The 25,100-nt window shown below is 74.9% G+C and carries 19 protein-coding genes and 1 pseudogene; 12 read left to right on the top strand and 8 right to left on the bottom strand.

The window, feature by feature from the left end; all coding sequences use genetic code 11:
* Positions 1 to 645: 645 nt before the first annotated feature.
* Positions 646 to 2,283 carry a helix-turn-helix domain-containing protein gene (locus HUT16_RS39290; RefSeq protein WP_176189582.1) on the bottom strand — a complete coding sequence of 546 codons (1,638 nt, stop codon included), beginning with the start codon at positions 2,281 to 2,283 and terminating at the stop codon, positions 646 to 648.
* Between the two features lie 291 nt (positions 2,284 to 2,574).
* On the opposite strand from HUT16_RS39290, the gene aspS reads away from it, so the two are divergent.
* Positions 2,575 to 3,891 (top strand): aspartate--tRNA(Asn) ligase, encoded by a 1,317-nt coding sequence (gene aspS / locus HUT16_RS20535; RefSeq protein WP_176189583.1) that lies wholly within the window; start codon positions 2,575 to 2,577, stop codon positions 3,889 to 3,891.
* Between the two features lie 13 nt (positions 3,892 to 3,904).
* On the opposite strand, the gene HUT16_RS20540 is transcribed toward aspS, so the two are convergent.
* A complete protein-coding gene (locus tag HUT16_RS20540; RefSeq protein ID WP_176189584.1) occupies positions 3,905 to 4,393 on the bottom strand; it encodes a hypothetical protein in 489 nt (162 codons plus the stop codon).
* Positions 4,394 to 4,575: 182 nt separating this feature from the next.
* Between HUT16_RS20540 and HUT16_RS20545 the strand changes: the two genes are divergently transcribed.
* The 3 genes from HUT16_RS20545 to HUT16_RS20555 all read left to right on the top strand — a co-directional run bounded on the left by HUT16_RS20545 (position 4,576) and on the right by HUT16_RS20555 (position 7,402).
* Complete coding sequence (locus tag HUT16_RS20545) at positions 4,576 to 5,121, top strand: DUF1707 and FHA domain-containing protein (protein WP_176189585.1); 546 nt, start codon at positions 4,576 to 4,578, stop codon at positions 5,119 to 5,121.
* 124 nt (positions 5,122 to 5,245) lie between these two features.
* Positions 5,246 to 5,680 (top strand): MarR family winged helix-turn-helix transcriptional regulator, encoded by a 435-nt coding sequence (locus tag HUT16_RS20550; protein WP_176189586.1) that lies wholly within the window; start codon positions 5,246 to 5,248, stop codon positions 5,678 to 5,680.
* Between the two features lie 159 nt (positions 5,681 to 5,839).
* The gene (locus HUT16_RS20555) at positions 5,840 to 7,402 is read left to right on the top strand and encodes an MFS transporter (RefSeq protein WP_176189587.1); all 1,563 of its coding nucleotides are present in this window, start codon (positions 5,840 to 5,842) and stop codon (positions 7,400 to 7,402) included.
* Here the strand turns inward: HUT16_RS20555 and HUT16_RS20560 are convergent.
* Complete coding sequence (locus HUT16_RS20560; RefSeq protein ID WP_176189588.1) at positions 7,399 to 7,935, bottom strand: GNAT family N-acetyltransferase; 537 nt, start codon at positions 7,933 to 7,935, stop codon at positions 7,399 to 7,401. The genes HUT16_RS20555 and HUT16_RS20560 overlap by 4 nt on opposite strands.
* Positions 7,936 to 7,987: 52 nt before the next feature.
* On the opposite strand from HUT16_RS20560, the gene thpR reads away from it, so the two are divergent.
* A complete protein-coding gene (gene thpR / locus HUT16_RS20565; RefSeq protein WP_176189589.1) occupies positions 7,988 to 8,548 on the top strand; it encodes an RNA 2',3'-cyclic phosphodiesterase in 561 nt (186 codons plus the stop codon).
* 76 nt (positions 8,549 to 8,624) lie between these two features.
* Here the strand turns inward: thpR and HUT16_RS20570 are convergent, their stop codons facing one another.
* The 4 genes from HUT16_RS20570 to HUT16_RS20585 all read right to left on the bottom strand — a co-directional run bounded on the left by HUT16_RS20570 (position 8,625) and on the right by HUT16_RS20585 (position 13,885).
* Entirely contained in the window at positions 8,625 to 10,397 is a 1,773-nt protein-coding gene (locus HUT16_RS20570) for a glycoside hydrolase family 35 protein (protein ID WP_176189590.1), read from the bottom strand.
* A gap of 195 nt (positions 10,398 to 10,592) precedes the next feature.
* Positions 10,593 to 11,231, bottom strand: a complete 639-nt coding sequence (locus tag HUT16_RS20575) for a ScbR family autoregulator-binding transcription factor (protein ID WP_176189591.1) — start codon at positions 11,229 to 11,231, stop codon at positions 10,593 to 10,595.
* A 248-nt stretch (positions 11,232 to 11,479) separates the two neighbouring features.
* Positions 11,480 to 12,604 carry a phosphoserine transaminase gene (gene serC / locus HUT16_RS20580; protein WP_176189592.1) on the bottom strand — a complete coding sequence of 375 codons (1,125 nt, stop codon included), beginning with the start codon at positions 12,602 to 12,604 and terminating at the stop codon, positions 11,480 to 11,482.
* 180 nt (positions 12,605 to 12,784) lie between these two features.
* Positions 12,785 to 13,885, bottom strand: coding sequence for a citrate synthase 2 (locus tag HUT16_RS20585; RefSeq protein WP_176189593.1), 1,101 nt, complete (start codon positions 13,883 to 13,885; stop codon positions 12,785 to 12,787).
* Positions 13,886 to 14,307: 422 nt separating this feature from the next.
* Here HUT16_RS20585 and pdxH point away from each other — a divergent pair, with 422 nt between their 5' ends.
* From pdxH to fxsT, 7 genes and pseudogenes are all read left to right on the top strand, one after another.
* Complete coding sequence (gene pdxH / locus HUT16_RS20590) at positions 14,308 to 14,931, top strand: pyridoxamine 5'-phosphate oxidase (protein WP_217712088.1); 624 nt, start codon at positions 14,308 to 14,310, stop codon at positions 14,929 to 14,931.
* Positions 14,932 to 15,133: 202 nt separating this feature from the next.
* Positions 15,134 to 15,304, top strand: a complete 171-nt coding sequence (gene fxsA, locus HUT16_RS20595) for an FxSxx-COOH cyclophane-containing RiPP peptide (protein ID WP_176189594.1) — start codon at positions 15,134 to 15,136, stop codon at positions 15,302 to 15,304.
* An 89-nt stretch (positions 15,305 to 15,393) separates the two neighbouring features.
* A pseudogene (locus tag HUT16_RS39825) lies at positions 15,394 to 16,410 on the top strand (FxsB family cyclophane-forming radical SAM/SPASM peptide maturase); the annotation flags it as partial.
* A 445-nt stretch (positions 16,411 to 16,855) separates the two neighbouring features.
* Complete coding sequence (locus tag HUT16_RS39830) at positions 16,856 to 17,752, top strand: HEXXH motif-containing putative peptide modification protein (RefSeq protein ID WP_368662745.1); 897 nt, start codon at positions 16,856 to 16,858, stop codon at positions 17,750 to 17,752.
* Positions 17,753 to 17,889: 137 nt separating this feature from the next.
* Positions 17,890 to 18,681, top strand: a complete 792-nt coding sequence (locus tag HUT16_RS20605; RefSeq protein ID WP_176189595.1) for an aminoglycoside N(3)-acetyltransferase — start codon at positions 17,890 to 17,892, stop codon at positions 18,679 to 18,681.
* A gap of 103 nt (positions 18,682 to 18,784) precedes the next feature.
* Positions 18,785 to 20,035: a TIR-like protein FxsC gene (locus tag HUT16_RS20610; protein ID WP_176189596.1), complete on the top strand. Its 1,251-nt coding sequence runs from the start codon at positions 18,785 to 18,787 to the stop codon at positions 20,033 to 20,035.
* 108 nt (positions 20,036 to 20,143) lie between these two features.
* Positions 20,144 to 24,145, top strand: coding sequence for an FxSxx-COOH system tetratricopeptide repeat protein (gene fxsT / locus HUT16_RS20615; RefSeq protein ID WP_254897905.1), 4,002 nt, complete (start codon positions 20,144 to 20,146; stop codon positions 24,143 to 24,145).
* Positions 24,146 to 24,220: 75 nt separating this feature from the next.
* Here fxsT and HUT16_RS20620 read toward each other — a convergent pair whose 3' ends face one another.
* Positions 24,221 to 25,090, bottom strand: coding sequence for an alpha/beta fold hydrolase (locus HUT16_RS20620; protein ID WP_254897906.1), 870 nt, complete (start codon positions 25,088 to 25,090; stop codon positions 24,221 to 24,223).
* Positions 25,091 to 25,100: the final 10 nt, after the last annotated feature.

Below are 25,100 nucleotides of genomic sequence, written 5' to 3' on the forward strand. Positions count from 1 at the left end.
GCGCCTGCTTTCCGGGGCCGGTGCGGGCCCACGACACCGCCGCGCGGATCGCCCCGGGACGCCGTGGTACGGGGGCGGCGGTTCGGACGGGCCGCCGCGGTGCGGGCGGACCGGGCGCGTGCTCCGGCGGGCGCGTCCGGGCGGGGAACCCGGGTGCGGGGCGGGCGCGGGGCGTCCGGCGCCGCCCGCCGGCCCCGGGCGGGCCCGACTGGTGCGCGGACACCGCACCGGTGGCCGCGACCGGTGTCCGCGCACCGCTCGGTCAGCCGTGTTCGGCCCGGTCGGCCGTGTTCGGCTCGGTCGGTCGTGTACCGCCTGGTCGGTCGTGTACCGCCTGGTCGGCCGCGCATTGCTCGGTCGACCGTGTTCGGCCTGGTCGGCCGCGCACTGCTCGGTCGGCCGCACACTGCCCGGTCGGCCGCACACCGCTCGGTCCAGCCGTGTTCGGCCCGGTCCAGCCGTGTTCGGCCCGGTCCGGCCGTGTTCGGCTCGGTCGGTCGCGTACCGCTTGGTCGGCCGCGCACTGCTCGGTCGGCCGCGCACTGCCCGGTCGGCTGCGTACCGCTCGGTTGGCCGCGCATTGCCCGGTCGGCCGCACACTGCCCGGTCGGCCGTGTTCGGCCCGGTCGGTCGCGTACCGCCCGGTCAGCCGTGTTCGGCCCGGAACTCGCGTACCAGCAGCTGGATGCGGGCGAGCAGCATGGCGTGGGCGCTGTCGGCGTCCAGGCCGGCGGTCTCCAGCAGCTTCGTGAACCGGCGGTCGAAGGTGGCGCGGGGGATGCCGAGCGCGTCGGCGGCCGGGCCCTTCCGCTGGCCGTGCCGCAGGTAGGCGGAGAGCAGGTCCAGCGGGTGGTGGCCGTCCTGGGCCGGGGCGGCGGCGAGCCGGGACACCGGGGTCCGCACCGGCAGCGGCAGTTCGCCCACCGTCTCGATGACGTGTCGCAGCGCCACCGCGTCGGCGACCTGCTCGACGGTGGCGCAGCCGTTCTCGGGGCCCTCGCGGACGAACAGCAGCCCGCCCAGGGCCAGGTCGGCGGCCCGGCGGGAGCGGGCGGCGTCGTCCAGCCGGGCCTGGACCGGGCCGAGGCCGATCAGCACCCGGGTGCGCAGCCGCTCCGACAGGTAGCCGGCCAGCGAGTCGCCGTAGTCGGCGACCTGGGTCCGGGCGGCGGCGGGGTCCTTCGCGAGGCCGCAGACCAGGACCAGGACGCCGCGTTCGACGGGGAGGACCAGGTAGCCGTCGCCGGGGCGGCGCTGGTGCATGCGCACGCCGTGCTCCAGCAGGACGCGGCGCTCCTCGTCGGCCCGGCCGGGCGCGCCGACGGCCAGGACGGCGCAGCGGGCGTCGGCGGGCAGGCCGCTGTGCCCGGCGAGCAGGGCGCCGGAGCCGGGGCCGTCGAGCACCGCGCGGGCCGCGCCGAGCAGCAGGGCGTTGCGGGCGTCGTGGTGCGCGTGGTGGTACAGCAGGTGGGCGACGGCGGCCTCGGCGGCGGCCTGCAGCACCCCGATGGCGCGCTTCTGCAGCGGCTTCCCGGTGATCGCGGCCACCCAGATCGAGCCGAGGCGCATGCCGCCGGCCTGCACCGCGACGGCCATCCGCTCCGGCACCTCGCCGTCGGCGAGGCGGTGCAGCACCTGGGGCGAGGACCAGAGCTGCTTGAAGAAGCCGTCCCGGTCCATCGCCCGGCGCCGCTCCTCGGGGACGGTGCCGGTCAGGACGGTCCACAGCCGGATCCGGTCCAGGTCGGCGCTCTCCGCGTGGTGCGCGAGGACCCGGGAGTCCGGGTCCTCGATGGTCACCGCCCCCTCGACCCGGCGGGCGATCTGCCGGGCCAGCCCGCCGAGGTCGCCCAGCGGCACGTTGCCGCCGTCCGCGGCCGGGCCCTCCATGGCGGCCCGCAGGGTGGAGATCACCAGGTGCCACTCCGCCCAGGAGGCGCGCAGCAGCAGTGTCGTCCCGACCCGTTCCGCGACCCGGCGCAGGTGTTCCTCGCGGGCCCGGTCGCCCGTTCCCCGCAGCACCACGGCCGTCACCCGGTCGCCGCCCGCGCGGACCAGCAGGTCCTCGGCCGCCGCCGAGGAGGGGTCGACCCCGACCCCGACCAGCACGGTGTCGGCCAGGTCGGTGCCCGGCGGGTCGTACGGGTCGAAGACCAGCAGGTGCCGGGCGGGCGCGTGCGGGCGCGGCAGCGCCGTCTTCTCGATCATCTGGCCGACCAGGGTGAGCAGCCGCTCCAAGGTCCCCGCCCGCAGCTCCGGTCCGTTCCACGCATCCTCGCCCATCGGGCGGCCTCCCCAGGAACGCATGCACATCCGACGGATGGTCAACTCCGCTCGGGCGCGCCCGAGTCGGGCCATCGTAGGGCCGTCCCCGGCGCCTGTCACGCTCTGTCATCGGGAGGGGCCGGGAGGGTGCGGCGGACGCGCGGCGGACGCGCGGCGCTCCGGGCGCGGAGAAAAACCGGAGGTGGCCGCGGACGGGGGCGGGTTAGCGTGGGCGCGTCCTCGGGCGGCCGTCTACCGCTCTTCCCGTGGCGCGAACAACGCGTCCGCAACCCAGGGAGTTGCTTCGGCATGGTGCGTGTCCTCGTCGGTGGGCTGGCGTCCGAGATCGGGCGGACGGTCACGGTCAAGGGGTGGGTCAACACGCTGCGGCTGCAGAGCAGGGTGCAGTTCGCGGTGGTGCGGGACCACACGGGGATGGTGCAGGTCACGCACCGGCGCGGGGGTGAGGAGGACGTGCTCGGCGAGCTGCTGCGGGGGCTGACGGTGGAGTCGGCGGTGGTGGTGACCGGCCGGGTGGTGGCCGACCCGGTGGTGAAGCTGGGCGGCCTGGAGATCGTCCCGGAGCGGATCGAGGTGGTGTCGGCGGCCGAGCCGGGGCTGCCGATCGGCCCGGAGACCGGCCCGGAGCAGCGCCTGAACTGGCGGTTCCTGGACATCCGGCGTCCCGAGCGGCGGCTGGTGTTCGAGGTGCAGACCACGGTCGAGCGGGCGATGCGGGAGTTCGCGGCCGAGCAGGGCTGCACGGAGCTGCACACGCCGAAGCTGATGGGCACCGCCTCGGAGTCCGGCGCCGAGGTGTTCGAGGTCGGGTACTTCGACCGGAAGGCGTACCTGGCGCAGTCCCCGCAGTTCTACAAGCAGATGGCGATCGCGGGCGGCATCGACCGGGTCTTCGAGATCGGCCCGGTGTTCCGCGCCGAGCCCTCCTTCACCTCCCGGCACGCCACCGAGTTCACCGGCGTGGACGTCGAGTTGGCGTGGATCGACGGCGTGGAGGACGTGATGTCCTTCGAGGAGCGGATGCTGCGCCGGGTGCTGGAGCAGGTCGCCGAACGGCACGGCGAGGAGGTCGAACGGCACTGGGGCGTACGGGTGGTGGTGCCCGCGCTGCCCTTCCCCCGGCTGACGATGGCCGAGGCGGTGAAGCGGCTGCGGGAGGCCGGCTGGGACCGGGAGGGCGTCCGGGAGGACCTCGACCCGGAGGGCGAGCGGCTGCTGAGCGCGCTGGTCGAGCGCGAGAGCGGGCACGAGTTCGTGTTCGTGACCGGCTTCCCCGCCGCGGTCCGGCCGTTCTACCACCTGCGGTCGGCCGACGACCCGGCCGTCACCGACTCCTTCGACCTGCTGTGGAAGGGCGTGGAGATCACCACCGGCGCCCAGCGCGAGCACCGCCACGGCCGGCTGGTCGCGCAGGCCCGGGAGAAGGGCATGGACGCGAGCCCGGAGGGCCCGCTCGGCCGGTACCTGGACTGCTTCCGGTACGGCGTGCCGCCACACGGCGGGTTCGGCCTCGGGCTGGCCCGGGTGCTGATGCTCGCCCTCGGCCTGCCCTCGATCCGGGACGCGGTGTTCCTCTTCCGCGGCCCGAACCGACTGGAGCCGTGAGCGGCCCGCGGCCTCAGCGCCCGGTGCGGGCCGAGCCGGGCGGCCACAGCACGTCCACCGGCAGCCCGGCGGCCCGGGCGGCGGCGACCATGTCGGCCGTCCCGCCCGGGCCGTTGCCCGGCCCGCCGTCCCAGACCGCGACCACCCGGTCGGCGAGCCCCAGCAGCCGGTCGTTGGCGGCGACGTACGCGGCCGGGCCGAGCCGGGGCGCGGGCAGCACGATCACCCGGTGCGCGGCGGCGCGCAGCCGGTCGAACGCGGCCCGCTCGGCGGTGGTGGCCCCCGCGTCCGGGTAGGACGGGCCGGGCAGGACGGCGACCAGGCGGGCGCCGCGGGCCAGCACGGCGTCCGCGAACAGCGTGTCGGCGCCCGGTGCGAGGCAGGAGACGCCGGTCAACTCCCCGGCGCCGTACCGGTCGAGGAACGCGTCCAGGGCGGCGCGGACGGCGCGGGAGGTGGCCGGGGCGAGATCCAGGTGCCCGGTCACGGCGATCACGGGCATGGCTGGGCGCTCCCCGGGCTGGTCGTCGGTGCTGGGCCAGATCCTGCCAGGACGGCGCCCGGGTGCGGGAGTTGTCCCGGACCGGGCCGAAGTCCGGTGCCGCCCGGGGGAGTCGGACGCCCGTGCGATCGTGGGCGGACGGTGTGCTGGACAGCGCCGACGGCCGGCCCGACAATCACGCTATGGCCGCTCAGGAGTTCAGCACCCAGCTCGCCCGCCCCTCGCAGGCCGAGCGGGACAGCGCGCTGGAGGTGCTGCGGGACGGGGTCGGCAGCGGCCGGCTCTCGCACGACACCTTCATCCGCCGGATGGAGCTGGTGCTGACCGCCCGCAGCCGGGCGGAACTCGCCGAGGTGGTCGGCGACCTGCGCCCCTACGGCCCGGTCTCCCGGGCGCTGCTGCGGGGGGTGGCCAAGGTCTCCGCGCTCCAGGTCCGGCTGCGGCAGACCTGGCACGCCGAGCAGCTGACCAGGCTGCGGCTGCCCGACCCGGCGGTGCGGCTGCTGCGGATCGGCCGGATGACCGGCTCCGACCTCCGGCTGGGCGACTCGACCGTCTCCCGGCACCACGCCGAGCTGCGCTTCGAGGCGGGCCACTGGGTGCTGTACGACCTGGGCTCCAGCAACGGCACCTACGTCAACGACCGCCGGGTGGTCGGCGGCACCGTGGTCCGGGCCGGCGACCGGCTGCGCTTCGGCCGGCTGGGCTTCCACCTCACCGCCGACTGAGACGCGGACCGGGGCGCGGGCGGGGGCACGGGCCGAGGCGCGGGCCGGGGCGCGGGCGGACGCCCGGCACGGGAGCGGGCGAAATCAATTTTCCTTAGTCTCGGTAATGACGTAGGCTAAGGACATGCCCGAGATGTCCGAGGACGACCTGCTGGCGGTCAGCCAGCTGCGGTCGTCCGCGATGCGCCTGGCCCGACGGTTGCGACACCAGCGGGTCGAGGAGTCGCTGAGCCCCACCGAGATGGGGGTGCTCGGCACGCTCGCCCGCTGCGGCAGGGCGACACCAGGCGAGCTGGCCCGCAAGGAGCACGTCCAGCCGCCGTCGATGACCAGGATCATCGCGATGTTGGAGGAGAAGGGCCTGGTGCGGCGCGAGCCGCACCCGGAGGACCGCCGACAGGTGGTGGTCAGCAGTACGGAGCAGGCCGAGGAGATCCTCAACGAGTCCCGCCGCCGGCGCAACGCCTGGCTGGCCGAGCTCGCCGAGGGCCTCGACCGGGAGGAGTGGGAGCGGCTGAAGGCGGCCGCGCCCGTGCTCTACAAGCTGGCCAACATGTAGCCGACCGGTCCGGGCCGGTCCGCACCTGCCACCGGCCCGACCCCGTCCAGCACCCGGTTCGGGCGAACGAAGGAGCACCGCATCACCGCAGTACCCACCAGCGCCACACACCGCGCCGCGACCGGACGACCGGCCGCGGCGCGCCGAGGGGAGACCACCTTGACACCGCCGGCCGCCCGCGCCGCCGCGATCCGCACCGCGACCGTCCGCACCGACCTCCGCACCGACCCCCGGCGCCTGACCACCCGCCCCGCGGGCGTGCGCCACGACGAACCGCTCACCGACGAAGCGGCCGCCACCGACCCCGCGCCCACCGGCGCCCCCGCCGCGCAGAGCCAGGCGCCCGCCCCCGCGGGCCTGCCGGGCAGCGGCGACGACGACCCCGAGCATCCCACCGCGGCGGAGGTCCCCGCCGCTCCGCCGGGCCGGTTCACCCGCCCGGGAGGCATGTTCTCGTCCCTGCGCATCCGCAACTACCGCTACTACTTCGCCGGCCAGGTGGTCTCCAACACCGGCACCTGGATGCAGCGCATCGCCCAGGACTGGCTGGTGCTCAGCCTCACCGGCAGCCCGTTCGCGGTCGGCATCACCACCGCCATGCAGTTCCTGCCGATGCTGCTGCTCGGCCTGTGGGGCGGCGTCCTCGCCGACCGGCTGCCCAAGCGCCGCCTGCTGATCGCCACCCAGGGCGCGATGGGCCTGCTGGCCGCCGGCCTCGCCCTGCTCACCATCACCGGCGCCGTCACGCCCGTCGCGGTCTACCTGTTCGCGCTGCTGCTCGGCCTGGTCACGGTGGTCGACAACCCGACCCGGCAGGCCTTCGTCAGCGAGATGGTCCCCGCCAAGGACCTCGCCAACGCGGTCAGCCTGAACGCCGCCAACTTCCAGACCGCCCGCCTGGTCGGCCCCGCCGTCGCCGGCGCGCTGATCGCCGCGGTCGGCAGCGGCTGGGCGTTCGCCGTCAACGGGCTCTCCTTCGTCGCGGTCATCGGCGGTCTGCTCGCCATGCGCAGCAGCGAGCTGCGCCCCGTCGAGCGGATCGCCCGCGAGCGCGGACAGCTCCGCGAGGGCCTGCGCTACGTCCGGGAACGCCCCGAACTGCTCTGGCCGATGGTGCTCGCCGGGTTCATCGGCACCTTCGGGTTCAACTTCCCGACCCTGCTCTCCGGCTTCGCGCACGACACCTTCCACGTCGGCGCGGGCGCCTACGGCCTGCTCAACACCGCGATGGCGGTCGGCTCGCTGACCGGCGCCCTGCTCGCCGCCCGCCGCGGCGCGCCCCGGCTGCGCCGCCTGGTGTTCGCCGCGTGCGCCTTCGGTGCGCTGGAGGTGCTGGCCGCGTTCGCGCCCGGCTACTGGACCTTCGCCCTGCTGCTCACCCTGATCGGCGTGTTCGGCCTGACCTTCAACACCTCGGTCAACTCCGCCCTCCAGCTCGGCACCGACCCCGAGATGCGCGGCCGGGTGATGGGCCTGCTGGTCCTGGTCTTCACCGGCGGCACCCCGATCGGCGCCCCGCTGGTCGGCTGGATCACCGCCCAGTACGGCCCCCGCCTGGGCCTGCTCGCCTGCGGCCTGGTCTCCGCCGCCGCGGCCGGCGTGGTCGCGCTGGTCCTCGGCCGGATCAGCGGCCTGCGCCTGCGCCTGGACCTGCACCCGGTGCGGACCCGCGGCCGGGTGTTCTCGGTGGTGCAGAAGGACGACCTGGCGACCGCCTGCTAGACGGCGCTCCGTCGGCCGGTGCGCAGCTCCAGCAGCTGCCCCGGCCACGGGCCGGTCGGCCGGTCCTCGGTGAACGCGGCGGTGCGGGTGAACCCGAGCCGCTCGTACTGGGCGGCCAGCCGGCCGTCGCCGCCCGCGTAGCAGTCCACCCGCAGCAGGCCGATGCCGCGTTCGCGGGCCCGGCGGCGGGCCTCGGCGACCAGGGCCGCACCGACGCCCGCCCCGCGGTGGGCGGGGTCGGTGACCGTCCGGCGGACGAACAGCTCCGGCTCGCCCGCCGGCGGCAGGCCCCCGGGGGCCCGGTCGGCCAGCACGCAGATGCCCAGCGGGGCGCCGCCCCGCTCCGGTTCGGCGACCAGGACCAGGTTCTCCGCCGTCACCCGCGCCGCCCGCCGCGCCGCGTCCGGGCGCTGCGACCAGGGCTGCGCCCCCCACTGGTCGGTGCGGCCCCGGGCGGCCAGCCGGGCGACCGCGGCGTCGAGCAGGCCGAGCAGGAGCGGGGCGGAGTCGGGTCCTCCGGTGCGGACGTGCATGAGGGTCTTTTTATCCGATGGCAGCACCCGGGCGGTGCGGCAGGATGACGGGATGAGGCTCTTCGTCGCGGTGAACCCTCCGCCCCCCGCCAAGCTCGAACTCACCGAGGCCGCCGCGCCGCTGCGCGAACTGCCCGGCGCGGACGGGCTGCGCTGGACCGAGCCCGCCGGGTGGCACCTCACCCTGGCGTTCCTCGGCGAGGTGCCGGCCGACGAGGTGCCCGGGCTGGAGCACGCGCTGGCCCGGGTCGCGGGCGAGCACCCGGCGCACCGGCTGCGGCTGGCCGGCGGCGGCACCTTCGGCGAACGGGCCCTGTGGGCGGGCGTCGAGGGGGACGTCCGGGTCCTGCGCGCGCTGGCCGCGACCGTGCAGCGGGCCCTGGGCGCGACCGACGAGGAGCGCGGCTTCCACCCGCACCTGACCCTCGCCCGGGCCGGTACCATCCGGCGGCGCGGCGCGGGCGGCCCGGCCGACCTGCGGGCGATGGCGGCCGCGCTGCGGGGCTTCCGGGGCACCGAGTGGCCGGCCCGGCGGATCCAGCTGATGCGCAGCGAGACCGGCTACGGACCGGCCCGGTACACGGCGCTGGAGGGGTGGCCGCTGGGCACCTGAGGCCCGCCGCGCACCTGAGGCCCGCCGCGCACCTGGGGCCCGCCGCGCACCTCCCCGCGCCCCCGGCCCCGGCCGTTCACCCGCCGAAGTCGGGCGCCTCGCGGAGCTGGACCCGGGACGGGCCGGTGGGGCCGAGTTCGAGGACGGTGAGGGTGTTGGGGCCGGGGCGGAGCAGGGGGCCGGGGCAGTAGAGGGTGGTCTGCGGACCCCTGGCGTCGTAGCGGCCGAGGAGGAAGCCGTTGACCCAGAGGTAGCCGTGGTGGCCCTCGGGGACGGCGAGGTGGGTGTCGCCGGGGGCGTCGAGGTGCAGGGTGCCGCGGGCGAGCGTCTCGGGGGCGGGGGTGCCGGGGCCCCACCCGGCGGTGTCGGGGAGCGGGTCGAGGGCCAGCGGTTCGGCCTGCCAGCCGTGCAGGTACTGGCGTTCGTGGCGGACGCCGGTGACGCCCTTGGTCTCGCCGGTCAGCGGCCCGTAGTTGACCCGGCCGAGCGACTCGACCAGCAGCCGGACCCGCGCGCCGCCGCCGGCGGTGACGGGTTCGGCGGCGACGCCCCGTTCGAGCGCGGCGACGGGCTTGCCGTCCACCCACAGGCTCGCCCGGTCGCGCAGCCCCTCGACGGTGAGCGGGAGTTCGGGGCTGAGCGCGGGCACCGTCGCGGTGTAGCGGACCAGGCCGTGCTCCAGGCCGAGTTCCTCGAACAGCGGTGGCACCGGCGAGGCGACGGCGGGCCCGAACGGCAGCTCGGCGTACTCGTCGAGGAGCACCTCGCGGGCGGCCAGCACCGGGGCGGGGGCGGGCGGTTCGGGGGTGCGGGCGTCGAGGTAGCGGGCCTGGTCGGGGTGGTCGGCGGCGAACTCGGCGATGACCCGCCGGAAGGCGTCGAACTTGGCGGTGGGCAGGCCGCGTTCGTCGAGGGGGGCGTCGTAGTCGTAGGAGGTGGTGGTGGGCTGGTACGGGGAGTGCGTCCAGTCGGTGGAGTTGAACGGCGGGTCGGCGTGGTTGGCGCCGGCGGTGGTGCCGAAGTTGGTGCCGCCGTGGGCCATGTACAGGTTGACGGAGCCGCCGGCCGCCAGGATGCCGCGCAGGGCGTCGGCGGCGTCGTCGGCGTCGCGGGTGTGGTGCGGCTCGCCCCACTGGTCGAACCAGCCGTTCCAGAACTCCATGCAGAACGGCGGGTCCTCGGGGCGGTGGCGGCGCAGGGCGGCGAAGGCGCCCTCGGGGTCGGAGCCGAAGTTGACGGTGGCCAGCACGCCGGGGACGGTGCCGGCGGCGAGCATGTGGTCCTCGGGGCCGTCGGAGGTGAACAGCGGGACGGTGACGCCGCGCTCGCGCAGGCCGCGGGCCAGGTGGGCGAGGTAGGCGCCGTCGCTGCCGAAGGCCCCGTACTCGTTCTCGACCTGCACCATCAGGACGCTCCCGCCGGGCCGGCCCCACTGGCGCTCGACGACCTGGGGGAGCAGCGCGTCGAAGTGGGCGTCGACGGCGGCCAGGAACTCGGGGTCGCTGGTGCGGGCCCGGCGGCCGACCCGGGCGGTGAGCCAGCCGGGCAGGCCGCCGTTGTCCCACTCGGCGCAGATGTACGGCCCGGGCCGGACGATCGTCCACAGGCCCTGGCGGTGCGCCTCGTCGAGGAACGCGCCGAGCTCGTCGAGCCGGGTGCGGCGCCCCGGCGCGGGCTCGTGCAGGTTCCACGGCACGTACGTCTCCACCGTGTTCAGCCCCATCGCGCGGGCCGCCGCGAGCCGGTCGGGCCACTGCTCGGGGCGGCTGCGGAAGTAGTGCACCGCGCCGGACAGGATGCGCAGCGGCCGGCCGTCGAGGCGGAAGCCGTTCGAGTCGTAGGTGAGCATGCCCCTAGCCTGCCCAACGGCGCGGGCGTCAGCCGCGGAGACATGCGCGGCGGCGGGCGCCGGGTGCCGGGCCGTGCCCTGTGTGCGGGGCGGGCCGTTCGACCGACTAGTCTCGAAGCGTGGACCCGAAGACCCGTATGCGGATCGTGACCGGTGCGTTCGTTCTGTTGCTCGCCGTGGTGATCGTCGCCGCGATCACGCAGAAGTAGCGGACCCGGCGGCCCCGTCCGGCGGCGGCGGGGTGGTGCGCAGACGGCCGATCATGCCGGGCCCGGCGATGCCGGGCAGGAGCATCCGCCACAGGGCGGTGAGGCGCTGGGGCAGGTCGGCCCGGGCGGTGTAGACCTGGGACATCACCCGGACGCCGGTGAACGCGGCGATGATCACGTCGGCGGCCTCGTCGAGGTCGAGGCCGGGGAGCGTCTCGCCCTGGGCGGCGGCCTCGGTGAGCAGGGCGCGCACCACGGCGCGGGACTGCTCGTACGGGGTGTCGGTGGGCCGGGGCAGCGAGGTCTGCTCGACGGCGAGCCGGACGGCGGCGCGCAGGACGGCGTCGGTGCGCAGCCGGTCGGCGAAGGCGAAGCCCAGGTCGATGACGGACTGCAGGCGGCTGGAGTGCTCGGGGACGGCGAGCCCCTCGCCGTGGGCCTCCAGGACGGCGAGCGCGATGGCCTCCTTGGACGGGAAGTGGTGGTAGAGCGCGCCCCTGGTCAGGCCGGTGCGGGCGAGGATCTCGTTGGTGCCGGCGGCGTCGTAGCCGCGCAGGTCGAAGACCTCGGCGGCGGCCTCCAGGATGGCCCGCCGCGAGCGGATGCCGCGTTCCTGCTTCGTCATGTCCGGTCTCCTCGTACGGCGTTCGGGCACCGCTGAAGATGCCGACCTGTCTGCATCCTATCGTCAAGACCTGCGGGCATTGGAGGAGAAGGCTCCACTTCCCCGGCTACTCGGGGCGGATTATCAGACAGATCTGTCGGTATGGTGCGCGTACGGCACGGCCCGGTAGGCGGGCCCGCCCGGCGGGGTGGAACGCCGCAGGCCCCGGTCCGTGGACGGACCGGGGCCTGCGGGCGGGACGCGACGCGTCAGTCGTTCAGGTGCTCGACCACGTAGTCGATGGCGCCGGTGAGCTTCTCGACGTCCGCCGGGTCGACCGCCGGGAACATCGCGATGCGCAGCTGGTTGCGGCCCAGCTTGCGGTACGGCTCGGTGTCCACGATGCCGTTGGCACGCAGTGCCTTGGCGACCGCGGCGGCGTCGACCGAGTCGTCGAAGTCGATGGTGCCGACGACCTGCGAGCGCTCCTCCGGCTTGGCCACGAACGGCTGCGCGAAGGAGGACTTCTCGGCCCAGGAGTACAGGATCGAGGAGGACTCCGCGGTGCGGGCCACCGCCCACTCCAGGCCGCCGTTGCCGTTCAGCCACTCCAGCTGGTCGGCCAGCAGGAAGAGGGTGGTGATCGCCGGGGTGTTGTACGTCTGGTCCTTCGACGAGTTGTCGATCGCGGTCGGCAGGTCGAAGAACGGCGGGACGTACCGGCCGGAGCCGGCGATCTCCGCGGCGCGCTCCAGCGCGGCCGGCGAGAAGGTGGCCAGCCAGAGGCCGCCCTCGGAGGCGAAGGACTTCTGCGGGGCGAAGTAGTAGACGTCCGTCTCGCGGATGTCGACCGGCAGGCCGCCGGCGCCGGAGGTGGCGTCGACCAGGACCAGCGAGCCGGCGTCCGCGCCCTCGGGGCGGCGGATCGGCATCGCGACACCGGTGGAGGTCTCGTTGTGGGTGAGGCCGTAGACGTCCACACCCGCCTCGGCGACCGGCAGCGGGTGGGTGCCCGGGGCGGTCTTGATCACCGTCGGCTCGGCCAGCCACGGGGCGGCCTTTACGGAGGAGGCGAACTTGGAGGAGAACTCGCCGAAGTCCAGGTGCTGCGACTTCTCGCGCACCAGGCCGAAGGCGGCGATGTCCCAGAACGCGGTGGAGCCGCCGTTGCCGAGCACGACCTCGTAGCCCTCCGGCAGCGAGAACAGCTCGGCGACGCCCTGGCGGACGCGCTTGACGATGTTCTTCACCGGGGCCTGGCGGTGGGAGGTGCCCAGCAGGGAGGTTCCGGTGGCGGCGAGGGCACTCAGGGCCTCGGGGCGCACCTTGGAGGGGCCGCAGCCGAAGCGGCCGTCGTTGGGCAGATTGTCGGCGGGGATCTGAATCTGAGCCACCCCCGCAGCCTATCCCCCGGACATCCGGCCGCGGTACGCCCGTCCGGCCGCTGAGACGTGATCTTGGCCGCCCCGGACAGGCCGCACCGGGGCGCGTGACCCCTGGTCAGGGGGTGTGTACGCGCCCGGTGACGACCCCGCCCGGACGGACGGGCGGTCGGCTTTTCACCCGGAAGTGGGTCAGCCGCCGATCTGGTCCCAGCCCTCGATCTCCTGCGGCTTGCGCGAGCCCGGGCCGATGTAGCGGGCGGCCGGGCGGACCAGCCGGCCGGTGCGCTTCTGCTCCAGGATGTGCGCCGACCAGCCGGCGGTGCGGGCGCAGGTGAACATCGAGGTGAACATGTGCGCCGGGACCTCGGCGAAGTCCAGCATGATGGCGGCCCAGAACTCGACGTTGGTGGCCAGCACCCGGTCCGGGCGGCGGTTGTGCAGCTCCTCCAGCGCGGCCTTCTCCAGCGCCTCGGCGATCTCGTAGCGCGGTGCGCCGAGCTCCTTGGCGGTGCGGCGCAGCACCCGGGCGCGCGGGTCCTCGGCGCGGTAGACCCGGTGGCCGAAGCCCATCAGGCGCTCGCCCTTGTCCAGGGCCTTGCGCACGTAGCCGGCCGCGTCGCCGGTGCGCTCGATCTCCTCGATCATGCCGAGGACGCGGGAGGGCGCGCCGCCGTGCAGCGGGCCGGACATCGCGCCGACCGCGCCGGACAGCGCCGCCGCGACGTCCGCGCCGGTGGAGGCGATCACCCGGGCGGTGAAGGTGGAGGCGTTCATGCCGTGCTCGGCGGCCGAGGTCCAGTACGCGTCGACGGCCTTGACGTGCTTCGGGTCCGGCTCGCCGCGCCAGCGGATCATGAACCGCTCGACGATCGTCTCCGCCTTGTCGATCTCGCGCTGCGGGACCATCGGCAGGCCCTGGCCGCGGGCCGACTGGGCCACGTACGACAGCGCCATCACGGCGGCCCGGGCGAGGTCGTCGCGGGCCTGCTCGGCGGAGATGTCCAGCAGCGGCTTGAGGCCCCAGACCGGGGCGAGCATGGCGAGGGCGGACTGCACGTCGACCCGGATGTCGCCGGAGTGGACCGGGATCGGGAACGGCTCGGCGGCCGGCAGGCCGGGGGCGAACCTGCCGTCCACCAGCAGGCCCCAGACGTGGCCGAAGGAGACCTGGCCGACCAGGTCCTCGATGTCCACCCCGCGGTAGCGCAGCGCCCCGCCCTCGCGGTCGGGCTCGGCGATCTCGCTCTCGAAGGCGACTACACCCTCAAGGCCGGGTACGAAATCCGACATCAGAACGGCTCCTTCAGTGATCCGGTGCGGCACGCGGCCGTGGTGGGGCGGCACGCCGGTGGCCGATGGTGATTGGCACTCGGTGTCAGATTGTCAGGCACGGAGTGCATTGCGCCATACACCACGACGGTGATGTTTCCCCCGCGGGCCGCCCGAACCCCTGTCGTCTCCGGCGTCGTCGGCGGATTTTCCGGGGCGTCCCGGGCGATAGCCGGACGATTCCCCGAGCAGCGGGTGCTGAAGCGGTGGCGAGCCACCCTACTCCCGGGGTGCCGGACCGGGGCGGCGGCGTCCGGCGCTTGTCGTACGGGATGATGGGGGGCGTGCCTACCGCGGAACGCCGTCCGAGCGCCGAGCCCCTGTCCGCTGGATCCGCCCCGTCCGCCGGATCCGCCCCGCCGCCGGGGCCGGACCCGGCCGTGATGCGCGAGCACTACCAGCACGAGGGGCTCGCCGAGGGCCTGCTCGCCGACGACCCCTACCAGCAGTTCACCCGCTGGTTCCACGAGGCGGGCGCGGCGGGCGTGCCCGAGCCCAACGCGATGGTGCTCTCCACCGCCGACGCCGAGGGGCTGCCCTCCGCGCGCACCGTCCTGCTCAAGGCCTACGACCGGCGCGGCTTCGTGTTCTTCACCAACTACGGCTCCCGCAAGGGCGCCGACCTGGCGGCCAACCCGAACGCCGCGCTGCTCTTCCCGTGGATCACGCTGGCCCGCCAGGTCATCGTCACCGGCGGGGTGGAGAAGGTCGGCCGCGACGAGACCGCCGCCTACTTCCGCACCCGCCCGCACGGCTCCCAGCTCGGTGCCTGGGCCAGCGAGCAGTCCAGCCCGGTGGCCGACCGCGAGGTGCTGGAACGGCGCTACGCCGACCTCGCCGCCAGGTACCCGGAGGGCGAGGGCGTCCCCGTCCCGCCGTTCTGGGGCGGCTACCGGGTCGTCCCGCGCACCGTCGAGTTCTGGCAGGGCCGGGAGAACCGGCTGCACGACCGCCTGCGCTACGTCGCCACCGCCGAGGGGTGGCGGGTCGAGCGGCTCTGTCCCTGACGCGTCATCAAGTCCGTTGGCTGTCAAGCCGTTCGGACTGCGCCATCCGAGGTAAATTTTCTCGAACGGCCCAGCGAAAATGGAGGTTTGGAGGGGACTGAGTCAGGGAACGGCGATACAGTTTCGCGCGGGAGAGTGCCGTCAAAAGGATGCCGGAACCCCCACTTGTGCGCGTCCGCTCCGGGCGCAGAAACGAGTCATCATGGTCGCCGCCACCAAGCCCGCCGACAGCGCGCGCGCCGAGGAGTCCGTCCCCTCGCTGGCAGCCCTGGCCGCCCTCGGTGCCGAGGAACTCGCCGCGGGCCTGCACCGGGCCCTGCCGGGCGGCGAGTCCGGCCAGGTGGCCGTGGCCGCCTTCAACTCCTCCATCTGACCGGAGCCGGAGCCGAACCGGACACGACGTTCCACCCCTGATCACCCGTGCCTCCCGCGCTGCGCCCGCCGGTCCCGTTCTCCCAGTACGTGATCAAGGTCCACGGCCGCTGTGACCTGGCCTGCGACCACTGCTACGTCTACGAACACGCGGACACGAGCTGGCGCGGGAAGGCGCGGGTGATCGACGAGGCGGTGCTCGCCCGCACCGCCGAGCGGATCGCCGAACACGTCCGCACCCACCGGCTGACCGCCGTCCACGTCGTCCTGCACGGCGGCGAGCCCCTGCTGGCCGGAACCGCCAGGCTCGGCCGGGCGGCCGAGCTGCTGCGCGCCGCGCTGCCCCCCGGGTGCGCCCTCGACCTGCGCATCCACACCAACGGGGTGCGGCTGAGCACCCGCCACCTCGACCTGTTCGCCGAGCACGGCATCAAGGTCGGCATCTCGCTGGACGGGGACCGGGCGGCCAACGACCGGCACCGCCGCTTCGCCGACGGCCGCAGCAGCCACGCCAAGGTGCTCGCCGCCGTCGGCCTGCTGCGCCGCCCCGAGTACCGGCACCTGTACGCCGGGCTGCTGTGCACCGTCGACGTGGAGAACGATCCCGTCGCCGTGCTGGACGCGCTGGTCGCCCTGGAGCCGCCCCGGGTGGACTTCCTGCTGCCGCACGCCACCTGGGACGAGCCGCCCAAGCGCCCCGACGGGCTCGGCCCCGCGCCGTACGCGGACTGGCTGCTGGCGGTGTACCGACGCTGGGAGGAGCTCGGCCGCCCCGTCCCGGTCCGCACCTTCGACTCGATCCACCGCACCCTGCGCGGGCGCTCCAGCCTGACCGAGTCGCTCGGGCTGGACCCGGCCGACCTGGTGGTGGTGGAGACCGACGGCTCCTTCGAGCAGGCCGACAGCCTGAAGACCGCCTACGACGGGGCGCCCGCGACCGGGTTCACGGTGTTCGAGCACACCCTCGACCAGGTCGCCGCGCACCCCGGCATGGTGGAGCGGCAGTCCGGGCTGGCCGGGCTGGCCGAGCAGTGCCGGGCCTGCCCGGTGGTGCGCTCCTGCGGCGGGGGGCTCTACGCGCACCGGTACCGCGGCGACGACGGCTCCGGCTTCCGCAATCCCTCTGTCTTCTGCGGGGACCTCTTGAAACTGATCACCACCATCCGGGACCGGACGGCGCCCGCCGCCGCCGTCCCGGCCCAGGACACGCCCGGTGCCGTGCTGACCGGGAGCCAGCTCGACGAGCTGGCGGCGGGCTACGGCGGGGCCGACACCGTCCGGGCCCTGGCCGCGGCCCAACTCGGGCTCACCCGGCGGCTGGTGGCCGCGGTCGGGAGCGCCTCCCCGGCCTGGGAGCTGGTCACCTCGCTGGACGCCGCCGACGGCGCCGCGCTCTCCGCCGTGCTGACCCACCCGTACGTCCGGGCCTGGGCGGTGCGCTGCCTGGGCGGCGGGGACGGGGCGGATCTCGGCGGCCTGGCCGAGCTGGCGGCGGCCGCCGCGCTGCGGGCCCGCCGCTCCTTCGCGCTGGCGCTGCCGGTGCGCCGGGGCCGTGCACCTGCCCACGCTGGGGCGGGTGCTGGTCGGCGGCGCGGGCGAGGCGGTGCTCACCGGCGGCCCGGAGGGCTTCGAGGTCGGCGGCGTCCGGATCGGCTGGGACACCCCCGGCGACGGGCGCTGGCAGCCGGTGCGGCGGGTCGCCCTCGCGGACGGCTGGACGGTCGCCCTGGAGGACGCCGACCCGCAGCGCGACAGCCACCAGTGGCCGGTCGCCGGACGCCTGGACGAGGCGGAACTCGGCGCCTGGACGGGCGCGTTGCGCGACGCCTGGGAGCTGATCCGCAGCGACCTGCCCGGGTACGCCCCGGGCATCCGGGCCGGGCTGTCCACCCTCACCCCGCTGGAGCCCGGCCCGGCCGGACGGGACGTCTCGGCCGCCGCCCGGCAGGCGTTCGGCGCCGTCGGCATCGCCCGCCCGGCCGCCGCGCCGACCCTCGCGCTGCTGGTCGCCCACGAGTTCCAGCACGTCAAGCTGGGCGCGGTGCTCGACTTCCACGACCTGTACGACCGGGCGGACGAGCGGCTGTTCCACGCCCCCTGGCGGCCCGACCCGCGCCCGCTGGAGGGGCTGCTGCAGGGCACCTACGCGCACCTCGCGGTGACCGAGTACTGGGCCGCCCGGGTGCGGACGGCGGGCGGCGCCCCGGACGGCGACAACGCCCGCTTCCAGCTCGCCAGTTGGCGCTCCCACACGGTCGGCGCGATCGAGGGGCTGGCCGCCTCCGGGGCACTCACCCCGCTCGGCGCGCGGTTCACCGAGGGCATGCGGGCCGCCGTCGAGCCCTGGCTGTCGGTGCCGGTCGGGGCCGCCGCGGAGGCGGCCGCCCGGACGGCCGCCGCGGCGAACCTGGCCGAGTGGCGGGCCCGGGTGGCCGCCGGGTCCGGCTGACCCGTCCGCCACCGGACCGGCGGGTGTGTGCGAACGCCCCGCCGGGCAGGTGGACGGTGACCGGCCGCCGTCGGGGCGGCGCGACCGCTGTGCGTTCTCTCGGGCCGTGCGCCGGCCCGCAGCTGTGGGAGGCCCTGTTGTACTCCGTCGCGGAGCTCACCGCCGACCTGGACCGGCTCGGCGTCCGGCCGGGGGAGACCCTGCTGGTCCAGGCCTCGCTGCGGGCGGTCGGACCGGTCGCGGACGGCGCACCGGGGGTGGTGCGGGCGCTCAGGGGGGCGCTCGGGGCGGACGGCACCCTGGTGGTCTACACCGCTACACCCGAGAACTCCCGCACCTCCTCGTACTACCGGGCCGCCGTCGCCGGGCTCACCCCCGCCGAACTGCGCGAACACCACGACGCCATGCCCGGCTGGGACGCCGCGGACACCCCGGCCTCGCCCACCATGGGGCGGCTGGCCGAGGAGGTCCGGCTGCTGCCCGGGGCCCGGCGCAGCGGGCACCCGCAGACCTCCTTCACCGCGATCGGCCCGCGCGCCGAGGAGCTGACCGCCCGGCACCCCTGGTCCAGCCACCTCGGCGAGGACTCGCCCGCCCACCGGCTGTACGAGGGCGGCGCCCGCTGCCTGATGATCGGCGTCCCGGTGTGGTGCTGCACTCCGCTCCACCTGCTGGAGTACTGGCAGCCGGACCGCGAGGAGCAGCTCTACCGGTGCGTGGTGCGCACCCCCGGGGGCGGCCGCGCGTGGCGCTCCTTCACCGGGACGCGGCTGCACGACGAGCACTTCCCGGAGATGGGCGAGGTGCTCGCGCAGGGCCTGGCGGACGTGATCGCGACCGGCTCGGTGGGCGACGCCCGCTGCCACCTGATGCCGATCCGCGAGGCGGTCGACCTCGCCGACAAGTGGTACCGCAACAGGCGGAGTTGACGTTCGATCAGATCACGGCCCTATTCCATTCGGACCGCCGACCTTCCTACACTTGAGTCCCTTTCGGGGGGACCAGTGACAGGCGGGCTCGGGGGAGGCGCGTGTGAGCAGCGGGGCGGGCCAGAGGAAGGAAACGCCCAGGCCGTACTTCTTCCTCAGCTACGCGCACACGCCCCGGATCAACTCGCGGGGCGCCGCCGACCCCAACCTGTGGGTGGCGAAGCTGTACCAGGACCTGTGCGAGGCGATCCTGCAGATCACCGACGTGCCGACCGGGCACCCGGTCGGGTTCATGGACCGCTCGATGCACCAGGGGCAGAAGTGGGCCGAGCGGCTGTCCCGGGAGCTGGCCACCTGCCGGGTGTTCGTGCCGCTGTACTCGCCGCGCTACTTCAAGTCCGAGGCGTGCGGCCGGGAGTGGCACCTGTTCAGCCGCCGCTCGGTCTACCAGCGGCGGCCCACCGCGGAGCGGATGACCGGCATCGTGCCGGCCCTGTGGGTGGCGATGGACCACTACCAGCTGCCCCGGGTCGCCGGTGAGCTCCAGTTCAGCCACGACAGCTTCGGCCCCGAGTACGCCACCGAGGGCCTGTACGCGCTGATGAAGATCGCCGCGTTCAGCTCGGAGTACCACGCGGCGGTGCTGCGGCTGGCCCGGCGGATCGTCGAGGTCGCCAACCAGACGGTGATCCCGATCGGCCAGGTGCTGGACTTCGAGTCCCAGCCGTCCGCCTTCGACCAGCCCGACTCCGCCGACCAGGTCCGGATCTCGGTGTTCTCCTACCGGGAGCGCGAACTGCCGCCGCAGCGCAGCGCGGTCTGGTACGGCGAGCAGCGCGCCGACTGGCAGCCGTACCGCCCCGACTCCTCCCGGCCGCTGTCCCAGGACGCCGCCGACATCGCCCGCAGCATGGGCTTCCAGCCCACGGTCAACGAGTTCGAGGACGAGTCGGAGCACCTGCTGGGCGGCGAGCGGCCCGGCGAGCCCTGCGTGCTGCTGGTCGACCGGTGGGCGTTCCTGGACGGGCGGCGGGCCGAGGCGGTGCGCCGGCTGGACCGGCGCAACCTCGGCTCGGTGGCCTTCATCGAGCCCTGGAACCGCGACGACCAGCAGAGCCGCGACCACGAGCGGATGCTCGACGAGCTCGGCGACAGCGTGCTGGCGGTCAGCCGCGGCGCCCGGCAGCGGCCCAGCCTGCGCGAGGAGGGCGCGGGCGGCGCCCCCGGCAGCATCGAGGAGTTCCGCGGCGAGATGGAGCGCGCCGTGATGCGCGCCTGCACCGCCCACGAGCAGCACCACCGGCCCCGTCCCGAGGACGGCCCGGCCGAGCGCAGACCCAGCATCGGGCCCTGAGCCGGGCCCGGGACGGCACCAGCGAGGACACCGGGCGGTCGGGACTCCGGCCGGTGAGCACGGCGTGCGCACCACGACGGGCACCAAGGGCCCGGGGGAGGGAACGTCATGACCGAGAGGCCGACGAAGGGCCCGCAGATCCAGGGCCGCCGCCGCGACGCCACCATCGAGAACCGGCACGGCCGGATCGTCACCTTCTACTCGTACAAGGGCGGCACCGGCCGCACCATGGCGCTGGCCAACACCGCCTGGATCCTGGCCGCCAACGGCTACCGGGTGCTGGTCGTCGACTGGGACCTGGAGGCGCCCGGCCTGGCCCAGTTCTTCCGGCCGTTCCTCAACCCCGAGGTGGTCGCCGCCACCACCGGCATCATGGACCTGTTCGGCGACTACCTGGAGGAGGCCCGCCGCCCGATCGACCGGGACCCGGAGTGGATCGAGGACTTCGCCCGGATCCACCCGCACGCCCTCTCGCTGGCCTGGCCGCACTTCCCCGGCGGCGGCCGGATCGACCTCGTCCCCGCCGGGCAGCGCAACCGCGACTACTCGGTGGCCCGGCTCGACTGGGACCTGCTGTACGAGCGCTACGAGGGCCGCCGGTTCATCCAGTCGCTGCGCGCCGACATGAAGCGCCGCTACGACTACGTGCTGATCGACAGCCGCACCGGCCTCACCGACACCGCCGACATCTGCACCGTCGAGATGCCCGACGACCTGGTGGTCTGCTTCACCCTCAGCGACCAGTCCATCGACGGCGCCTCCCGGATCGCCCGGGTGATCGAGGACCGCTACGGCGACCGGGACATCCGGATCATGCCCGTCCCGATGCGGATCGACGAGGGCGAGAAGGAGAAGGCCGACGCCGGCCGGGCGCTGGCCCGGATCAAGTTCGCCGGCCTGCCCGCCGGCTTCGGCGAGAGCGACCTGGCCCGCTACTGGGCCGGCGTGGAGATCCCCTACCGGCCGTTCTACGCGTACGAGGAGATCCTCGCCCCGTTCGGCGACCAGCCCGGGCTGCCCGGCTCGATGCTCGCCGCCAACGAGCGGCTCACCCGGGAGATCACCCGGGGCCGGGTCAGCGGGCTGCCGCCGATGTCCGAGGACCTGCGGCTGCGCCACCTCGACGGCTTCGCCCGCCGCCGCCCCACCGCCCCCGCCGACCTGTACCTCAGCTACGTGCCCGAGGACCGGGCCTGGGCGGACTGGATCTCCGCGCTGCTCGCCGACGCCGGCTACCGGGTCGTCCCGCGCGACGTCGGCGCCGGCGCCAACCCGCGCGAGGCCACCGGGCGCGGCATCGACTCCGCGTACCGCACCGTCGCCCTGCTGTCCGCCGCCTACCTGCAGTCCCCGCAGGCCCAGGCGCTGTGGGACCGTACCGTGCTCGCCGACCCGGCCGGCGCCCGCCGCCAGCTGATCCCGGTCCGGGTCTCCGACGTCCGGCTCAACGCGCCCTACAACAACCGCAACCCGGTCGACCTGATCGGCCGCGACGAGCCCTCCGCCGCCACCGCGCTGCTGCGCGCGCTCGGCCGCACCGAGGCCGAACTGCCCGAGCGCAGCCCCGGCGCGCCGCGCTTCCCCGGCACCAAGCCCACCTACTGGGAGGTGCCGCAGCGCAACCACTCCTTCACCGGCCGGGTCAAGGTCCTGGACGACCTGCGGGCCCAACTGGCCGGCGGCACCACGGCGGTGCTGCCCCCGCCGCAGACCCTGTACGGCCTCGGCGGCGTCGGCAAGACCCAGGTCGCGCTGGAGTACGCGCACCGCTACATGTCGCACTACGACCTGGTGTGGTGGATCGACGCCGAGCAGAGCGAGAACGTCGTGGTCGACCTCGCCGACCTCGCCGGACGCCTCGGGCTGCGGGTCGGCGACAACGTCAGCGAGGCCGCGCAGGCCGCCCGCGACGCGCTCCGGCAGGGCATCCCGACCTCCAACTGGCTGCTGATCTTCGACAACGCGGACGAGCCCGGCGAGATCCGCCGCTTCTTCCCCGACGGCCCCGGCCACATCCTGGTCACCTCCCGCAACCAGGGCTGGTCCGGGCAGGCCGGCGTGCTCAACGTCGACGTGTTCGACCGCACCGAGTCCGTCGACCACCTCACCCGCCGGGTCCGCGGCCTGGCCCGCGCCGACGCCGACCGGGTCGCCGAGGCCGTCGGCGACCTGCCGCTCGCCGTCGAGGTCGCCGCCGCCTGGCTGGAGACCACCCGCACCCCCGTCGACAGCTACGTCAGCCAGCTCAAGGCCGAGGCCACCAAGGTGCTCGCGGCCGGCGAGACCCCCGTCGACTACCCCACCCCCGTCGGGCTCACCTGGAACGTCTCCATCACCCGGCTGCGCGAGCAGTCGCCCGCCGCGGTGCGGCTGCTGGAGCTGTGCGCGTTCTTCGCGCCCGAGCCGATCTCGCTGCGGCAGTTCTTCTTCTCCGAGCAGATGCGCCTGGCCCTCGTCCCCTACGACCAGGAGCTCACCGACACCTTCCTGCTCGGCAAGGTGCTGCGCGCGGTCAGCCGCTACGCGCTCGCCAAGACCGACGCCGGCTCCGACTCCTTCCAGGTCCACCGGCTGGTGCAGGCCGTCGTCCGCAGCGGCATGACCGAGACCGAGCGGGCCGCCGCCATGCACCAGGTGCACCGCATCCTGGTCAACGCCCGGCCCTCCCGCGGCGACACCGACGACCCCGCCAACTGGCCCACCCTGGAGAAGATCTGGCCGCACCTGACGCCGTCCCGGGCCCAGGACTGCGACGAGCGCGAGGTGCGTGAACTGCTCATCGACCGCGTCCGCTACCTGTGGAAGCGCGTCGACCTCGAACAGGCCCTGCAACTCGGCCGGCAGCTCGACGCGTCCTGGACGGTGCGCGCCGAGAACGAGGCCGACGCCGACGAGCAGCGCCTGTGGCGCCGGCAGATCTACAGCCTCCGCTTCCAGCTCGCCAACGTGCTGCGCTCCCAGGGCTCCTACAACGACTCGCTGGCGCTCAACCAGGCCACCCTGGCCGGGCAGCGCGAACTCCTCGGCGAACGGCACCCGTACACCCTGATGACCGCCAACTCGATGGCCGCCGACCTGCGCTACCTCAACCGCTTCCAGGAGGCGCTGGCCCTCGACGAGGAGACCTACGACCAGTTCGTCGAGCTCTTCGGCGAGGACGACTCGCGCACCCTCGCCGTCGCCAACAACCTCGCCATCGACCACCGCCTGGTCGGCAACACTCTCGCCGCCCGCGACCTGGACCAGGACACCTTCGAACGGCGCTCCGCCGTCCTCGGCCCGCTGCACCCCTACACCCTCGGCACCAAGTCCAACCTCGCCCGCGACCTGCGCGAGATGGGCGACTACAAGGGCTCGGTGGAACTGCTGCGGGAGGTCACCGAGGCCTTCACCGACGTCGAGGCCCCCGGCCTGCCCGAGGAACTGCGCAACGCCAAGTCGCTGGCCGTCTCGCTGCGCCGGGCCGGCCAGTACCCCGAGGCCCGCGACCTCACCGAGCGCACCTACGAGCGCTACATCGCCCTGTACGGGCCCGACTTCGTCGACTCGCTGGCCTGCCGGCTCAACCTCGCCGCGGACTTCAGCGCGGCCGGCGACAAGGAGACCGCCCGCGACATCGCCGCCGACGCCTACGACGGCCACCGCCGGCTCTTCGGCGACGACCACCCCTTCACCTTCGCCTGCGAGAACAACCTCGCCATCTACCTGCGCGGCTCCGGGGACCTGGCCGGCGCGGTCCGGCACGGCCGGGCCGCGCTGGAGGGCCTGGCCCGGGTCCTCGGCGAGGACCACCCGTTCGTCCTGAACTCCTCCACCAACCTGGCCAACGCGCTCGCCGAGTCGGGCGAGCTGGCCGAGGCGGAGGAACTCGCCCGGGAGGCCTACGACAGCCTCGCCGCCCGGTACGGCGCCAACCACCCCGACGCCCTGGTCTGCCAGGCCAACCTGGCCGTCACCATCCGGGCGGCGGGCCGCCGCGGCGAGGCGGAGAACCTGCGGATGCAGGCCGTCGCCGCGCTCGTCGAGCTCTTCGGCGAGGACCACCCGTCCGTCATCGCGGCCCGCGGCTGGCAGCGCACCAACCGCGACCTGGAGCCGCAGCCGCTGTGAGCGGCCCGGGGCCGGGGGCGGCGGTCCGCCCCGGCTTCCGGCCCCGGCCCCGGCCGTGACCGCGCGCAACGGCCCTCAGGCGTGGGCCGCCCAGCGGATCGCGTCGGTCATCTCCTTGAGCGAGCCGAAGTGCGCGGCGCCCGGTTCGAGGTAGAGCTGGGCGTCGGGGATGTGGTCGGCGAGCCAGGCGGAGTGGCCGACCGGGGAGAACTTGTCGTCGGCGCCGTGCCAGAGGCGGACCGGGACCCGGATGGTGTCCACGGCGAAGCCCCAGTCGGCGATGAAGGCCAGCACGTCGTCGATCCAGCCGTCGGCGCCGTAGCGGAAGGCCTGCCGGTAGGTGGAGTGGAGCATCCGGCGGATGCCGATGTCGGCGACCACGGTGCGGTCCGGCGGGGAGAGCTCGGGGACCAGGTTGCGGATCAGCTGGGCCGGGTCCCGGCGGATCACCCGGGAGCGGACCTGGAACTGGCCGGCGATCCGGGGCTGGCCCAACTCGGCCTGGCGGTAGGCGCGTTCGTTGGAGGCGGTCATGCCGGCGAACCAGTCCAGGCCCTCCGCGTGGCGGGGGGCCAGCGCGACCTGGGTGGCGGCCCGGCGGACCCGGTCGGGCAGCAGCGCGGCGCAGGCGAGCGCGTGCGGGCCGCCGCCGGAGCGGCCGACCACCGAGAAGCGGTCGAGCCCGAGGGCGTCGGCGATCACCGCGACGTCGGCGGCCGCGGCGGCGACGTCGCGGCCGGGCAGCCGGGTGGAGTCGCCGTAGCCGGGGCGGTCGAAGGAGATCAGCCGCACCCGCATCCGGGCCAGCACGGCGCTGCGCGGGGCGGGGCCGACCCGGCTGCCGGGGGTGCCGTGCAGCAGGAACACCGGCCTGCCGGACGGGTCCCCGGAGGTGTCGACGGCGAGGACGCCGCCGTCCGGCGTCTCGATCCTCCGTGGCGCCACGGGGCCCTCC

Source organism: Kitasatospora sp. NA04385 (assembly GCF_013364235.1).
Taxonomy (GTDB): Bacteria; Actinomycetota; Actinomycetes; order Streptomycetales; family Streptomycetaceae; genus Kitasatospora.

Coding starts and splice junctions, on each gene's coding strand:
- fxsA (WP_176189594.1), top strand. CDS start 15,134: ATGGTCGCCGCCACCAAGCCCGCCGACAGCGCGCGCGCCGAGGAGTCC.
- fxsT (WP_254897905.1), top strand. CDS start 20,144: ATGACCGAGAGGCCGACGAAGGGCCCGCAGATCCAGGGCCGCCGCCGC.
- HUT16_RS20545 (WP_176189585.1), top strand. CDS start 4,576: ATGGCCGCTCAGGAGTTCAGCACCCAGCTCGCCCGCCCCTCGCAGGCC.
- pdxH (WP_217712088.1), top strand. CDS start 14,308: ATGCGCGAGCACTACCAGCACGAGGGGCTCGCCGAGGGCCTGCTCGCC.
- aspS (WP_176189583.1), top strand. CDS start 2,575: ATGGTGCGTGTCCTCGTCGGTGGGCTGGCGTCCGAGATCGGGCGGACG.
- HUT16_RS20575 (WP_176189591.1), bottom strand. CDS start 11,231: ATGACGAAGCAGGAACGCGGCATCCGCTCGCGGCGGGCCATCCTGGAG.
- HUT16_RS39290 (WP_176189582.1), bottom strand. CDS start 2,283: ATGGGCGAGGATGCGTGGAACGGACCGGAGCTGCGGGCGGGGACCTTG.
- HUT16_RS20540 (WP_176189584.1), bottom strand. CDS start 4,393: ATGCCCGTGATCGCCGTGACCGGGCACCTGGATCTCGCCCCGGCCACC.
- HUT16_RS20560 (WP_176189588.1), bottom strand. CDS start 7,935: ATGCACGTCCGCACCGGAGGACCCGACTCCGCCCCGCTCCTGCTCGGC.
- HUT16_RS20585 (WP_176189593.1), bottom strand. CDS start 13,885: ATGTCGGATTTCGTACCCGGCCTTGAGGGTGTAGTCGCCTTCGAGAGC.
- thpR (WP_176189589.1), top strand. CDS start 7,988: ATGAGGCTCTTCGTCGCGGTGAACCCTCCGCCCCCCGCCAAGCTCGAA.
- HUT16_RS20550 (WP_176189586.1), top strand. CDS start 5,246: ATGCCCGAGATGTCCGAGGACGACCTGCTGGCGGTCAGCCAGCTGCGG.
- HUT16_RS20570 (WP_176189590.1), bottom strand. CDS start 10,397: ATGCTCACCTACGACTCGAACGGCTTCCGCCTCGACGGCCGGCCGCTG.